The sequence below is a fragment of the Streptomyces sp. NPDC048560 genome, from assembly GCF_040650955.1.
GTDB lineage: Bacteria > Actinomycetota > Actinomycetes > Streptomycetales > Streptomycetaceae > Streptomyces.
Genome location: NZ_JBEZIJ010000014.1, coordinates 163,456 through 176,931 on the forward strand (window position 1 = coordinate 163,456; position 13,476 = coordinate 176,931).

At 70.1% G+C, this 13,476-nt stretch carries 13 protein-coding genes and 1 riboswitch; of the genes, 7 read left to right on the top strand and 6 right to left on the bottom strand.

From position 1 onward, the window contains the following. Positions 1-15: 15 nt before the first annotated feature. Both AB0C82_RS31990 and AB0C82_RS31995 read left to right on the top strand, forming a co-directional pair. Positions 16-1,332, top strand: coding sequence for a phytase (locus tag AB0C82_RS31990; RefSeq protein ID WP_362848974.1), 1,317 nt, complete (start codon positions 16-18; stop codon positions 1,330-1,332). Positions 1,333-1,699: 367 nt separating this feature from the next. Continuing rightward, a complete protein-coding gene (locus AB0C82_RS31995; RefSeq protein WP_362848976.1) occupies positions 1,700-2,662 on the top strand; it encodes an LLM class flavin-dependent oxidoreductase in 963 nt (320 codons plus the stop codon). 94 nt (positions 2,663-2,756) lie between these two features. On the opposite strand, the gene AB0C82_RS32000 is transcribed toward AB0C82_RS31995, so the two are convergent. Continuing rightward, complete coding sequence (locus AB0C82_RS32000; RefSeq protein WP_362848979.1) at positions 2,757-4,028, bottom strand: family 16 glycosylhydrolase; 1,272 nt, start codon at positions 4,026-4,028, stop codon at positions 2,757-2,759. Between the two features lie 177 nt (positions 4,029-4,205). Further along, on the bottom strand, positions 4,206-4,694 hold the full coding sequence (locus tag AB0C82_RS32005) for a MarR family winged helix-turn-helix transcriptional regulator (RefSeq protein WP_362848982.1): 489 nt from the start codon (positions 4,692-4,694) through the stop codon (positions 4,206-4,208). Between the two features lie 98 nt (positions 4,695-4,792). Between AB0C82_RS32005 and AB0C82_RS32010 the strand changes: the two genes are divergently transcribed. Further along, positions 4,793-5,140 carry a DoxX family protein gene (locus AB0C82_RS32010; RefSeq protein ID WP_362848985.1) on the top strand — a complete coding sequence of 116 codons (348 nt, stop codon included), beginning with the start codon at positions 4,793-4,795 and terminating at the stop codon, positions 5,138-5,140. A gap of 69 nt (positions 5,141-5,209) precedes the next feature. Here AB0C82_RS32010 and AB0C82_RS32015 read toward each other — a convergent pair whose 3' ends face one another. After that, the gene (locus tag AB0C82_RS32015) at positions 5,210-5,638 is read right to left on the bottom strand and encodes a pyridoxamine 5'-phosphate oxidase family protein (protein WP_362848987.1); all 429 of its coding nucleotides are present in this window, start codon (positions 5,636-5,638) and stop codon (positions 5,210-5,212) included. Positions 5,639-6,207: 569 nt separating this feature from the next. Here AB0C82_RS32015 and AB0C82_RS32020 point away from each other — a divergent pair. After that, positions 6,208-6,873 (top strand): hypothetical protein, encoded by a 666-nt coding sequence (locus AB0C82_RS32020; RefSeq protein ID WP_362849249.1) that lies wholly within the window; start codon positions 6,208-6,210, stop codon positions 6,871-6,873. Positions 6,874-6,960: 87 nt separating this feature from the next. Here the strand turns inward: AB0C82_RS32020 and AB0C82_RS32025 are convergent, their stop codons facing one another. Genes AB0C82_RS32025 through AB0C82_RS32035 form a run of 3 tightly spaced genes read right to left on the bottom strand, consistent with a single transcriptional unit; the run spans position 6,961 to position 9,893 of the window. After that, complete coding sequence (locus AB0C82_RS32025; protein WP_362848990.1) at positions 6,961-7,983, bottom strand: ABC transporter substrate-binding protein; 1,023 nt, start codon at positions 7,981-7,983, stop codon at positions 6,961-6,963. A gap of 27 nt (positions 7,984-8,010) precedes the next feature. After that, positions 8,011-8,784, bottom strand: a complete 774-nt coding sequence (locus AB0C82_RS32030; RefSeq protein ID WP_362848992.1) for an ABC transporter ATP-binding protein — start codon at positions 8,782-8,784, stop codon at positions 8,011-8,013. Further along, positions 8,784-9,893: an iron ABC transporter permease gene (locus tag AB0C82_RS32035; protein ID WP_362848995.1), complete on the bottom strand. Its 1,110-nt coding sequence runs from the start codon at positions 9,891-9,893 to the stop codon at positions 8,784-8,786. Before AB0C82_RS32035 ends, AB0C82_RS32030 begins: the two co-directional genes overlap by 1 nt. A 101-nt stretch (positions 9,894-9,994) precedes the next feature. Next, positions 9,995-10,121: riboswitch (cobalamin riboswitch) on the bottom strand. A gap of 949 nt (positions 10,122-11,070) precedes the next feature. Between AB0C82_RS32035 and AB0C82_RS32040 the strand changes: the two genes are divergently transcribed. From AB0C82_RS32040 to AB0C82_RS32050, 3 genes are read left to right on the top strand one after another with little or no spacing between them, the layout of a single operon-like run. After that, on the top strand, positions 11,071-12,255 hold the full coding sequence (locus AB0C82_RS32040; RefSeq protein ID WP_362848998.1) for an ATP-binding protein: 1,185 nt from the start codon (positions 11,071-11,073) through the stop codon (positions 12,253-12,255). Further along, positions 12,252-13,097, top strand: coding sequence for a roadblock/LC7 domain-containing protein (locus AB0C82_RS32045; protein ID WP_362849001.1), 846 nt, complete (start codon positions 12,252-12,254; stop codon positions 13,095-13,097). The genes AB0C82_RS32040 and AB0C82_RS32045 overlap by 4 nt, the downstream gene beginning before the upstream one ends. Continuing rightward, positions 13,090-13,473 (top strand): DUF742 domain-containing protein, encoded by a 384-nt coding sequence (locus AB0C82_RS32050; protein WP_362849004.1) that lies wholly within the window; start codon positions 13,090-13,092, stop codon positions 13,471-13,473. Before AB0C82_RS32045 ends, AB0C82_RS32050 begins: the two co-directional genes overlap by 8 nt. The last annotated feature ends 3 nt before the right edge of the window (positions 13,474-13,476 follow it).

Consider the following 13,476-nt stretch of genomic DNA (forward strand, 5'->3'; position numbering starts at 1 on the left):
CTACTGAGGAGTACCGTGAGCGCTTTCGCTCTGACAGCTTTGGCCGCCTCCCTCATGATGGTCACCGGAGCTTCCGTGACCGGCCCGGTTCCCGTCGTCGCGCGCGCGGAGACGCCCGCCGTGTACGACGACGAGGCCGGCGGCAGCGCCGATGCCGACGACCCCGCCGTCTGGGTCGACCCTGACCATCCGGGGCGCAGCATCGTGATCGGGACCCTCAAGGAAGCCGGGCTCGACGTGTACGGCCTCGACGGCAGGAGGCTCCAGCACGTCGCCGCTCCCGCCGCGCCCGGCGAGGATGCCGCCCCCGGCCGGTTCAACAACGTCGACATCGTCTACGGCTTCGAACTGGACGGCAGGAAGCGGGACCTGGCGCTCGTGAGCGACCGGGGCCGCGACCGGATGCGGGCCTACGTGATCGACCCCGCGGCCGTCGCTGCGGGAAGGGCGCCGCTGAGGGACGTGACCGCCGCGGGCGTGAAGCCGGTCTTCGCCGCGAGCGAGTCGGAGGTCGACGACCAGCGCACGTCCTACGGCCTCGCCGCCTTCAGTGACGACGACAACGCCTACGCCGTGGTGTCGCAGCGCGAGGAGAGCCGGCTCCGGCTGCTCGAACTGAAGGACGTCGGCGGCCGGGTGGGTTACACGATCGAGGACACCCTCGACCTCCCCGGCACCTTCAGGATGCCCGACGGCACCGACTGGACCCCGTGCGCGGACCCGGGTGAGCGCCCCCAGGTCGAGGGCATGGCCGTCGACCAGGAGGAGCACGTCCTCTACGCCGCCCAGGAGGCCGTGGGTCTGTGGCGCATCGAGCTCGACGACGAGGAGTTCGCGACTCCCGAGGTGATGGACCGCGTCCGCGAGTACGGGATTCCCTGGACGTACGACGCCGCCGAGGAGGAGTGCGTCCTCGACACCCTGAACGACCCCGGTTTCGGTGGTGAGAACCTGAGCGCGGACGCCGAGGGTGTCACCGTCTACCACGCGGCCGACGGTGCCGGATACGTGCTCGCCTCCAGCCAGGGGGACAACGCGTTCGCCGTGTACGACCGGGAGGGCGGCAACGACTACCTCGGTTCCTTCACCGTCGCCGACGGCCCCGCGACCGACGGTGTGCAGCACTCCGACGGTTCCACCGTCGTCAACGTGCCCCTGGGGCGGACCTTCCCGAAGGGCCTGCTGATCACCCATGACGGTGAGGCCGCTCCGGCGGACGGGGACAGGGAGGGCACCAACTTCAAGTTCACCGGGTGGGATGCCGTCGCCGGTGCGTTCCCCGAGCCGCTGACGACCGACACCACGTCGTTCGACCCGCGCGACACCGACTGATCCGGGATCGGGCCGCCACCGGTGGTGCGGGCGTGGGCCGGGGACGGGCACACCACTCGGTCCCCGGCCGCCCGGTCCCTGCCCGTACCGCCGCGGGCCGATGACGGACAGCCGGCAGTGACGGGACCGTGGGGACCGCAGGCGCACGCCGGGCGCATTCAGCCCGTGACGGTCGTAACCCAACGCGCCGGTACGGCGTTGGGAGGGACGAAGCGCACATGGCTTGCGACCCCCCACGCGCCTGTGAGGCCCGGATCGTCGGCGATTCGGGCCTCACCTTTTTCCAGGCCCGTGACGTCCATGATCTGCGAGGCTTTCGCCACGACACCTTGGCGCTCACCCGCCGCCGCATTTCTAGGAGTTCGCCATGAACAGCCCTTCCCCGTCCGTCGGCGTCATGCTGCCGCGCGATCTGCCCTCGCACGACTTCATGCCCTTCGCCCGCAGGGCCGAGGAGCTCGGCTTCCACGATCTGTGGGTGGTGGAGGACCTGGGCTACCGGGGAGGCATCGCCCAGGCCGCGGCCGTACTGGCCGGCACCGGGCGTATCCGGGTCGGCATCGGCCTCCTGCCCGTGGGAAGCCGCAATCCGGGCTTCGCCGCCATGGAGATCGCCACCCTGGCCCAGCTCTTCCCCGGCAGGCTCGACGTCGGAGTGGGCCACGGTATGCCGGACTGGATGCGCAGCGTCGATGCCTGGCCCGCGAGTCCCCTGACGTTGCTGGAGGAGTACGTCACCGCTGTCCGGCAGCTCCTGCGGGGCGAGAACGTACGGAGCGACGGCCGTTACGTCCGCCTGGACGGCGTGGGCCTGGAACCCTCGGCCCTCCCGTCCTCGGTTCCCGATGTGCTCGCGGGCGTCCGGGGGCCGAAGTCACTGGCCGTTTCGGGCCGGGTCGCCGACGGCACCGTCCTGGCCGAACCGGTGGCGCCCGCGTACGTCCGGGAGGCCATAGGCCACATCGCCCCGCACCGGCCGCACCGCATCGTGGCCTACAACGTCGCCTCCGTCGACGCCGATCCCGCGGTGGCCGTCGCCGCCGCGCGCCCGGCACTCGAATGGATCGGCGATCCCGACTGGCACGCCCACATCGCCCCCCTGCCGTTCGCCGAGGCGTTCAGGGAGCTGCGGTCCCAGTGCGCCACCCGGACCGAGTTCGCCCGTCGGATGCCCGAGGCGTGGGTGGCGGAACTGGCCCTGGCGGGGACGCCGGAGCAGGTACGGGCGCGGCTCGACGCGCTCAGGGAAGCCGGCGTGACCCACTCGGTCCTCGCTCCCGTCGGTGGCGACCCCCTGGCCGCACTGACGTCCCTGGCGTCCGTGCTCTGATGCCGCACGGGCGGGCCATGGCCGCAGACCATGGCCCGCCCGGCGTCGGTCCGGCAGGAGATCCGGGACCGCGGCCCGCGCACGGGCCGCGTGATCAGCGGGTCACCGTCCACTTCTGGGCGGCGACGCCGGTGCAGGTCCAGATCTGGAGCCGGGTGCCGTTCGCGGAGCTGCCACCGGTGGCGTCGAGGCACTTGTTCGCCTGGGGGTTGACGATGTCCCGGGCCGCGGGCACGGCCCATTGCTGGGCGGCGCTGCCGTTGCACTCCCAGAGCTGGGTGCGCGTCCCGTCGGCCGTACCTCCCGATGCCACGTCGAGGCACTTGCCGAGCGCCCGGATCGTACCGTCGGCGCCGACGGTCCACTGCTGCGCGGCGGTGCCGTTGCAGTCGTAGAGCTGGACGGCGGTGCCGTTGGCGCTGTTGGCGCCGGCCACGTCGACGCACTTGCCGCCGATGCCCGTGATGGGACCGCTGCCACCGGGCTGGGCGGTGTCGGTGCTCACCCGGACGTAGTCGACCAGGAGCCGCTGCGGAAGGACCGTACTGCCGTCGGGGTCACCGGGCCAGTAGCCGCCCACCGCCAGGTTGAGGATCAGGAAGAACGGCTTGTCGAAGACCCACTGCCGTCCGCCGAGGTCGGCGGGGGTGCGTCGTTGGTAGACGGTGCCGTCGACGGACCAGGTGATGGCGTTCGGGCTCCAGTCGACGCTGAAGGTGTGGAAGGCGTCGGCGAACGCCTGGCCGTTGGGCAGGGTGTAGCCGGCGCCGATGCCGCCCGACCCCGAGTAGCCGGGGCCGTGGAGCGTGCCGTGCACGGTGGACGGCTCGAAGCCGACGTTCTCCATGATGTCGATCTCACCGGAGTTCGGCCAGCCCACCTGCCCGATGTCGCTGCCCAGCATCCAGAACGCCGGCCAGATGCCCTGTCCGCGCGGGATCTTCATCCGGGCCTCGACGCGTCCGTACGTCGTGGTGAATTTGCCGGAGGTGTTCAGCCGGGCGGAGGTGTACTCGCAACGGCCGTACCAGCACTGATAGTTCTCCGGATTCTCCCGGCGGGCGGTGATGACCAGATTGCCCTGCCCGTCGAGGGCGGCGTTGCGGTTGCCGGCCGTGTAGAACTGCCGCTCGTGGTTGGAGACGTTGTCGCCTGTCTCGATCTGCCACTTCCCGCCGTCGACGGCGGCTCCGGCGGGCCCGTCGAAGTTGTCGGAGAAAGTGACGGCGGCCGCAGCGGCGGTGCGGGCGGAGGGTTCGGTCACCGGCGGGGGCGCACCCTGTGCCAGTCCGGTGGAGAGGGACGCGAGGGCGAGGACCGAGACGAGCGACACCAGCAGACGCCGGTGTAAGCGCGGGGTATCCATGACTGTCCCTTCGTGGAACGTGGTGGGGGAAAGGGGCGTACTGTCATGCATATGTCATGTCATGATGCGAACCCGCCTTGGAGGGCGCTTAGTTCACTACGTGATTTAAGGAGTGAGCGATAACCCTGTCAAGGGTTTGGTACGGACCAGCACCACTCCGGCGCGACCCCGAGGGCCTCACTCCCCGCAGCTGAAGTCCTCCGGGGAGATACGCAGCTTGCCGAGCAGTCCCCGCAGGGCGGCGAGTTCACCTTCGGACAGGTCCGCGAAGAGCGCTCGCTCCACCGCGTCCAGCGCGACGTCAGACGCGCCCAGGCGGCAGGACCCCTCCGGAGTGATCTCGACGATGTGCCGCCTCCGGTCGGCGGGGTCACGCCTGCGGCGTACCAGGTCCTCACCCTCCAGGTCGTTCAGCAGGGCGACGAGCACGCTGGGGTCCACTTCGAGCTTCTCGATGAGCGCCTTCTGCGTGACCGGCCCGTCGGCGAGCTGGAGAAGGGTCATCACGTGGCGGGGCGTGAGCCCCGCCACGGCGAGGGCCTTGCGGATGAGCGTGTCGGTGATGGCCCCGTTGTAGGCGAGCAGGAACCCCAGGCGGCCGCCCGGGTCACCGGGGGGTGCGGAGGAGCCCGCCGATCGCTGGGTGACCCTGCCCTGAGCTGCCATACCCATACCGTAACAGGGCCTCTATTGTGAACCCTGGTAAATCATTGATAGCCTTCAACGATATTCTCCCATCCATCATTGAAGACCTTGAGGTAACCATGTTCGTCGCCTACGCGATAGTCGGCATCCTTCTCGCTCTCGCCCTCAGCGCCTCGGCCACGCTGACCTTCACCCGCAACGAGGCCGTCACCGCCTCGATGGCCAAGGTGCACGTGCCCGAGTCCTGGCTCAACGGGCTCGGCGCGCTCAAGGCCGCGGGCGCCGTCGGACTGGTGGTGGGCCTCGCGGTGCCGGCGATCGGATCGGCTGCCGCCGTCGGCGTCGCCCTCTACTTCGTCGGCGCGGTCATCACGCACATCCGCGCGAAGGACTTCGAGATCGCGCCGCCGGTGGTGCTCGCACTGCTGGCGGTCGCCGCACTCGTGCTGCGGGTCATGTCCGCCTGAGCCCCGGCGCGCGCTCCTCGGGACCGCGCATCCGGTGCCCCACGCCATCCCTGGGCACCGGATCCGGGCTCAGATGCGGCCGAGGTCCGAACTGACCCAGCGCTGGGGCCGCATCCGGATCACCACCTGCTCACCGTGGTTCTCCCAGGCGAAGCCGACGTAGCCGGCGACCTTCTCGGGCGGCAGGTAGCGCGCCGCCATCTCCTCCAGGTCGCCGCGCGTGGCGGCACGGGTCTCGGTGACGGGCCCCTCGACGGACACGTAACGGATCGTCGGCTCCACCCGGTCGACGAGCAGCGAGAACCGGCCCGCCGCGCCGATCAGGTCGGCCTTGCGCGAGGTGCGGCCGGTCAGGACCAGGATGTCGCCGCCCGGTGCGTACTGGTACCAGACCGGCACGCTCAGCGGAGCCCGGTCACTGTCCTGGGTCGTCACGGCGATGGCGCCCACGTGGGGCTCGGCGAGGAATTGTTCGCGCTCTTCACGGGTCAGTGCCACAACGGACTCCTTCGGTACGGGGATCGGGGCCCAGCCCCTCGTCTGACCGCCAGTGTGCCGCCGCCCCCCGCGACCGACGGCTTGCCCGCCCCCGAAGGCGTGTCGCGTCTCCGGTCCCGCCACCCGCGGCCGGAACGGCCCACCCGGCCGCGGGTGGCGGCGCTTTCCGTACGGCGGCCTCCACCGGCTCCCGTGCGAACACCGAGTTTCGCCTGCCTTAACGGAATGCCGCGGAAGAAAGAATGCGGAACAACTATTTCCCGGGCTCTCCGGAATGTCGCCGATCAATCGCCGAACATAACGTTCCAGCCGTTAGGCTGAGTCTGCTTCGCCGAGTGGCGCAGCAACTGCCGACGCGCCCAGGGAGGGGCGCCGACCGCAGTTTCGGGGGGTGGGGGAATTCAGGGACGGCGTCGCCGTGCGGGAAGAACAGGTTCCCCACGTGCGTGGATCCGCCGGTTCTTCTGTGTCACGAATTCCTGAGAGGCGACCGGCGTCCGTTTGCGGACTCCGGTATCTCGCTGCTCCCGAAATCCGTTGACGAAAGGCAAGGAATACCTGTGCGACGCATAACCTCCGTCCTTCTTTCCCTGAGTGCCGTGCTGGCGGCGGCCGCGCTGGGCGCCCCCGTGGCGGGAGCCGCGCCGCAGGCCGACCGGCCCGCTGCCGTGCCCAGCGGGTGGGAGGCGGTGGACGGCGCCGAACTGGCTCGGATCACCGGGGAGGCGGAGTCCCTGCGGGCGCCGTCCGCCACCGGTGAAGCGCTATCCGCCTCGGCCGACGAGCCCGAGCTGCTGGCCGTGCAGTCGGTCCGCAACGGGAAGTTCACCGCGACGGAGCTCAATTACGCCGCCCCGAACACCGGTGCGCTGCGCGCGCGTTCCGCCGCGTACGGCGGCGCCTGGGAGGGCTTCGCCTTCGAGTGGGACGCGACCACCGAGACGTACGCCCTGAAGTCCCTGGCGAACAACCTCTACGTGGCGGTCGAGAAGAACTTCACGGGCAGCGCCCAGAACGTGCTGCGGGCCCGCTCCGCCAGTGCGGGCGGCTGGGAGCGGTTCGAGATGTACCACAACGCGGAGCTGGACCACTATGCGCTGCGGTCCACGCTGAACGGGCTCTTCGTCACCATGGAGAACAGCTACACGGGCTCCCTGCAGTACGTACTGCGGGCCCGCTCCGCCGACATCACCGGTGCGTGGGAGACGTTCGTCCTCTACGACATCAGCGCCTGACACCCCGTCCGCCCACCGGCGTCCCGACGCCGGTGGGCGGACGTCACCGGCCACGCCCTCCCGGGTCCGGGGGGCGCGGCCCGGGGGTCAGGAGGTGAGGTCCCTCAGTTCCGCGGCGAGAGAGCTGATGGCCGCCGGGTTGCGCGGACTCTCCACCAGGTCCACATAGTCGAGGACGACGATCCGGTCGTTCCTGACCGCCGAGACGTCGGCGAGCGGCTTGTAGGACTTCAGGAACTTCCGCTTCTGGTCGGAGCTGGTGTCCCCGTAGTTGTTGATCACGATGACCTCGGGGTCGCGGTCGATCACCGTCTCCCAGCCGACCGTCGTCCAGCTGTCCTTGAGGTCCTTCATGATGTGGTCACCGCCCGCCTTGGTGATGATGTCGTGCGGTCCGGCGTACACACCCGAGGTGAACGGCTTGTCGCGGCCGTCGTCGTAGAGGAAGACACGCGGGCGGTCGGCACCCTTCGCCGCCTTCGCCCGCACGTCGGCGACCTCCTGGCGGAACGACGCGATGAGCCTGTCGGCCCGGTCCTCGACGTCGAAGATCCGCCCCAGGTTGCGCAGGTCGGTGTAGAGCGCGTCGAGCGGTGCCATCACCCCGCGCGCCTTGCCCTGCCCGTTGCGGCACGACTCGCTGAGCAGGTAGGAGTCGATCCCCACGCGCCGCAGCTCGGCGGGCGTGAACCCCTCCCCCTCGTTGAACCCGTAGTTCCAGCCCGCGAAGACCAGGTCGGCGCGGGCGTCGAGCACGAGCTCCTTGTTGATCGTCTCCTTGGAGAGCCACTCGGTCTTCTCGTAGCCGTCCTTCCAGGGAACTCCGGTGAGGTCGCCCTTGTCGTCGGGCATGACGTATCCCGCCATGTGGTCCTCAAGGCCGAGCGCGAACATGATCTCGGTGATACCGACGTCGTTGGTGACCACGCGTTGCGGGGCCTTGTCGTAGGTCTTCCTCTCACCGCAGTTCTCCACGGTCACCGGGTAGTGGCTGCCGGCGGCTCGGGAGCCGCCCTTCCGGTCGCCCGGCGATTCGACCTCCGCTCCGCAGCCGGTGAGGGCCAGAGCGGCGGCGAGCACGAGAGCTGCGGGACGTACGGAGTTCTGCATGGTGGCGGGTGCTCCTAGGGACATGGGTTACGCGGTGAGGAGACGGTCGAAGAGCAGCTGCAGGGCGCCGGTCTCCGGGTGCGGCACGCGGTGCGCCCGTACGCCGAACACCTCGGCCAGCAACTCGGGTGTGAGGACGTCGTGCGGAGCGCCGGAAGCGACGATCCGGCCGCGGTCGATGACGTGGAGGACGTCGCAGTGGAGCGCGGCGAGGTTGAGGTCGTGCAGGGCGGTGAGAACGGTCAGTCCGCTCCGGCGTACCAGTGCCAGCACCTCCAGCTGCTGTGCGATGTCCAGGTGGTTGGTGGGCTCGTCCAGGACCAGCACCTGGGGCTGCTGGGCGAGAGCGCGGGCGATCAGCACGCGCTGCTTCTCACCGCCGGAGAGGGTGAGGAAGCCGCGATCGGCGAGGTGTGCGGCACCGACGCCCGCCAGTGCCGCCTCGCAGGTACGCCGGTCCTCGTCGGTGGTCCGGGCCATGGACCGCTGGTGCGGGAGCCGTCCCATCGCCACGACCTCTGCGACCGTGAAGTCGAATTCGGTGACCGCCTCCTGGGGAAGCGCGGCGAGCCGGCGGGCGCTCTCGCGCGCACTCATCGAGTCCAGGTCCTCGCCCCCGAGCCGGACCGTGCCGGCGGTGGGGCGCAGGGCCCGGTAGACGCACCGCAACAGCGTGGACTTCCCACTGCCGTTGGGCCCCACGAGGCCGACGACCTGACTCTCGCCCGCTCGCAGCGTGACGTCGTCCACGAGTCGTGCGCCGGAGATCTCCACCGTGAGTTCATCGATGTCGATCCGCATCACGCGCCCCCGAACGTGTAGGAGCGGCGGCGCATGAGCAGGACGAAGCACGGCACGCCGATGACGGCGGTCAGTACCCCCACGGGCAGTTCGGCAGGTGCGAGGACCACCCGGGAGAGGATGTCGACCCAGATCAGCAGGACGGCGCCCGCGAGCGGCGCGACGGCCAGGAGTCTGCGGTGGTCGGCGCCGACCAGCATCCGTGCGGCGTGCGGGACCATCAGTCCGACGAAGCCGATCGCACCGCTCACCGCGACGACCGCCCCCGTGACGGCGGCGGAGACGAGGAACAGCTCCTTGCGGAGCCTTCCCGCGTCCACGCCCAGGGCGGCCGCGGTCTCGTCGCCCATGGCGAGGGCGTTCAGGCGGCGGGCCGACCACGCGAGGTGGGCGAGGCCGGCGAGTACGGCCGCCGCGGCGATCGGCACGGAGGCCCAGGTCGCTCCGCCGAGACTGCCGAGCAGCCACATCATCGCGGAGCGGGCAGCCTCGCCGCGCTCGGCGGCGAACACCATGAACGTGGTGACGGCCGAGAAGCCGTAGTACATCGCGGTGCCCGTCAGGACGAGCCGCAGCGGGGTGAGGCCGCGATCGGTGCGGGCGATCGCGTACACGAGCACCATGGCGAGGAGGGCGGAGACGAAGGCGGCCGAGGACAGGGCCCAGATCCCGAAGGCGCCGAACGCCCCGAAGATGAGTACGGCGTTGGCGCCGACGGCCGCGCCGGATGAGATGCCGAGGACGAACGGGTCGGCGAGCGCGTTGCGGACCATGGCCTGCACGGCGACGCCGATGGCCGAGAGGCCCGCACCGACGATCGCGGCCAGGACGGCTCGTGGGAAGCGCAGTTCCCAGACGATGGTGTAGGCCGGGACCTCGTCGGCGGCGATGGGCCCGCCGGTCAGTCCGGCCCAGAGATGGTGCACGACCTCTCCCCAGGAGAGCCCCGACGCCCCGGTTCCGGCGCCCATGGCGAGGGAGACGGGGAGTGCGACGCCCAGGAGGGTCAGGAGCAGCGGCAGTGACACCCGCTTGGGAGGCGTGGGCCCGGCGCCGGTCAGGGCGGCGCGCGGCGGCACGGCCGGTATGCGTTCGAGCGATGTGGCCACGGGCGGATCTCTTTCGCCTCGGGCCGTGCGCCTACGTATTCAAAGGAGCAGCCCGGGACTCGGGGCCCCTGTGCAGCACCCCTCGCAGTCCACGGCGAATTGACAGGAGCCATCACCACCGCGGGAAATCGGGCTTACGGAACCCTGTGAGGGCTCCGCCTACCGTTGCGGGTCAGCGCCGGACTTCGACCGGACTTCCCCCGCGGGGCGCTTGCAGCTTAGCGCGGAACGCTCCCCCACCGGCTGCCGCGTCCGCCGGGTCGGGCCGCTCCGGGCGCCCCGCGCGGTGGCGTCCCTCGACCGGGAGCCGCCACCGCGCGTGCCCGCCTGGCCTCTCCTACGCAGGTGGGGCGCTCGCCCTGCGCACGCGGCGCAGCACGGACCAGCCGGCGCCCAGGAGTCCGATCGCCGCCGCGGCCACGGCCACGGCCACGGCCATGACATGGATCCGGGCGCCCGCTCCGGCAGGCGAGGCAGACGTGAACTTCTCGAGAACTACTGGAAGGCGTCCGCGACGAAGACGTCGTTCTTGCGGTCGTTCCGGTCGAAGTGGTCGGCACGTCCCTACGGCGCAGTCGGCGGTCTCTTCGCAGATGTTGCCCCCGGGGTCGACCTCGGCGAAGGTCGTCACGCCGAAGGTGCCGCCGGGTTGAACGTCGAGCTTTTCGCCACGATGCCGCCGAGCGCGTTGTCGGCCCGGTGACGTGGTAACGAGGTCAACTGCCCCCCAAGCATGACTCATACGCATCAGGACGGCCACCGACGGAGGGGCCGACACACACGCCTGGTGGCGAATGCGGGAGACACCGGTTGTCGGCGCCGCACACGCATGTGAGAGATTGTCACTCCTCTTGTGAAGGCCTGCCCGCGACACTGCGGGCCCCGACACCGACGGCGCGCGGACCGGGCCGCCCCAGGGGCGAAGAATCTGCTCAACGCCCTTGTATACAAGGCGTGTTGACCGGTATAGGGACCGGGAGCCGGCTCGATTGAAGGAACGATTCCGGTGATAGCATCCGCACATCTGTGATCTTGATCCACTGGGTCCAGATGCTGATTCGCGATCGGCGGCCTGCTTTCCGCACCAGCGGGTGAGCAGTGCCGAGCGGCTGGATCCCTGATCCTCGCGAGGTGTATCCGTCGCCGTCCGCCTGCCATGCGCCCGGGAAAGGTTTCCATGATTCGAGATGCACTTGTGTGGTGCTTGGTCGCGGTGGCGGCGACAGCCGTCGTCGCGGTCGTGGCACTCGCCGCCCGCAACCGAGCTCTAGGGGCGAAGAAGCAACAGAACGAGGCGGAGCTGAGGAGCAGGCTCCATATATCGGACAGTCAACTGCATCTCTCGCGAGCGGAATTGCAGAGGTTCCGTAGCGAGCAGGACGGAACCCTCCGCGAGGCCAAGGAAGCGGCCGAGGAGAACACCAAGGCGGTCCTCAAGGGTGCCGCCAGCTTCCTGCAGAGTCTCGCGGCGGAGCAGACGACCCTCCTGGACGGCATCCAGCGCAAGTACGGCGGCCACGCGGTACTCAGCGACCTGCTGGAGGTCAACCACGCCAACGCCCAGATGGCGCGTAAGGCGCAGGGCATCGCGGTCATGTGCGGTGCGCCCCTCGGCCGCCGCAACCGGGCCGCCAGCGTGTACGACGTGGTGCGCAGCGCCCAGGGGCAGATACGCAACTTCAACCGGGTCGCCATCATGCAGCAGACCGGTCTCGCGCTGAAGGCGTCCGCGGTCGCACCCGTGGCCCTCGCGGTGGCCGAACTGCTCGACAACGCTGCCAGCTTCTCGCAGCAGGACGCACCGATCGAGGTGACGTTCCAGCGGGTCCAGAACAACCTGTGCATCGTCATCGACGACGCCGGTGTCAGCATGAGCGACGAGGACCGGCAGCGCGCGACCGAGTTGCTGTCGGGCGACGTGGTCCCTCGGCTGTCGCAGCTCGGCAACCAGCCGAAGTTCGGTTTCCCGGTGATCGGACTGATCGCGCGTCAGTACGGCTTCAAGGTGGATGTCACCGGAGTCTCCCGGTACGGCGGCGTCCGTGCCGTCGTCCTGCTTCCCGAGGAGCTGTGGACCATGGAGGAGACGCCGCCGGCCCAGGAGGCCCCGGTCAGCAGCATCCGGCGTGCCGAGGGGCGGCCCCAGACCGCACCGACGCGCACGACGCACGGCCTGCCCAAGCGCGGAGCCCGTCAGGCACCCATCGCGAGCGTGCCCGACCCCGAGACCACCCCTGCGGCGCCCCGGACGGCCGAGGGCACGGGCCGCGCCTCCGGACGCAGCCTGGGCGCCTTCCAGCGCGGCACCCTTTCCGGCCGCAACCTTGATGCCACGTCGTTCGAAGGGTCCGAAGACGCATGACCGCCGACCTGTCGTGGATGCTCGAGGACATCGTGCACAACGTGCCCCGGGCACGGCACGCCGTCCTGCTGTCCGCCGACGGCCTTCCTCGTGGGGCCACGGAGGGCCTCGCCGAGAAGGAGGTGCGTACGATCTCCGCCGCCATGGCCGGGATGCAGTCGCTCAGCCGGGCCACGGCGCACTTCGCCGGGCCCGAGGAGGACCGGCAGTGGAACCAGACGATCATCGAGTTCTCCCACGGGTGGAGCTTCCTGATCGGAGCGGGGCAGGGTGCCTATCTGGCCGCCGCCGCCGCGCCCGATGTGGACATGCAGCAGATCTCCTTCCGTATGCACCGCCTCGTCGCCCGGCTGGGCAACAACCTCACCTCGCCGCCGCGCGTGAACGCCGAGGACGACGCCGGCACGGGGGGCTCCGGCGCCCCCCGGCGTGAGGGCTCAGGCTCCTCCGGGTTCGTGCTCGCCGACCTCGACCAGGTGATCGCCGACGTGCGGGGCGCACGTCACGCCGTACTGCTGGGGGCCGACGGTCTGCCGCGCGGCGCGACCAGCGGGCTGAACCGGGACCTGGCGGACACGATCTCCGCAGCGATGACGGGTATCCACGCGTACAGCAGGGTCACCTCGCAGTTCGCGGGTGTGCTGGAGAGCGCCGAGTGGCGCCAGACGGTCATCGAGTTCCAGCACGGCTGGATCTTCCTGATCGCGGCGGGCACCGGGGCGTTCCTCGCGGCCGCCGCCGAGCACGACTGCGACATCGAGGAGTTCACCACGCGCCTGCACGAAGTGATTCCGAAGCTGACCGCATCGGCAGTACGAGCAGAGGGGGCAGGCCATGCCTGACGAACCCGAGCAGGAACTGGAACTCACGTCCCCGTTAGTCCCTCTGTTCGTCATCACGAACGGACGGGCCCTGCCCCCCGACCACGAGTACGAGCACACCACGCTCGTCATGGCGGCACAGGACGCCTCGGCGGCGGCGCGCACGCTCTCGCCGGAAGCGGGTCAGGTCATGGATCTGGTCGCCGACGGCTTCCTCTCCGTGGCCGAGGTGGCCGGCCACACGCACCTGCCGCTGGGCATCGTGCGCATCCTGCTCGCGCAGTTGGAGGAGGACAGCCTCATTCTCGTGAGGAGGCCGATACCGCGCGCCGAGCGTGTCGACAGAGAACTGGTCAGCGCCGTGCTCGAAGGCCTGAAGAATCGATTCGGAGCGTAAAGC

Excerpts from the sequence above, each read along its gene's own strand:
- AB0C82_RS31995 (WP_362848976.1), top strand. The coding sequence starts at position 1,700 with ATGAACAGCCCTTCCCCGTCCGTCGGCGTCATGCTGCCGCGCGATCTG.
- AB0C82_RS32000 (WP_362848979.1), bottom strand. The coding sequence starts at position 4,028 with ATGGATACCCCGCGCTTACACCGGCGTCTGCTGGTGTCGCTCGTCTCG.
- AB0C82_RS32005 (WP_362848982.1), bottom strand. The coding sequence starts at position 4,694 with ATGGCAGCTCAGGGCAGGGTCACCCAGCGATCGGCGGGCTCCTCCGCA.
- AB0C82_RS32010 (WP_362848985.1), top strand. The coding sequence starts at position 4,793 with ATGTTCGTCGCCTACGCGATAGTCGGCATCCTTCTCGCTCTCGCCCTC.
- AB0C82_RS32025 (WP_362848990.1), bottom strand. The coding sequence starts at position 7,983 with ATGCAGAACTCCGTACGTCCCGCAGCTCTCGTGCTCGCCGCCGCTCTG.
- AB0C82_RS32030 (WP_362848992.1), bottom strand. The coding sequence starts at position 8,784 with ATGCGGATCGACATCGATGAACTCACGGTGGAGATCTCCGGCGCACGA.
- AB0C82_RS32040 (WP_362848998.1), top strand. The coding sequence starts at position 11,071 with ATGATTCGAGATGCACTTGTGTGGTGCTTGGTCGCGGTGGCGGCGACA.
- AB0C82_RS32045 (WP_362849001.1), top strand. The coding sequence starts at position 12,252 with ATGACCGCCGACCTGTCGTGGATGCTCGAGGACATCGTGCACAACGTG.
- AB0C82_RS32050 (WP_362849004.1), top strand. The coding sequence starts at position 13,090 with ATGCCTGACGAACCCGAGCAGGAACTGGAACTCACGTCCCCGTTAGTC.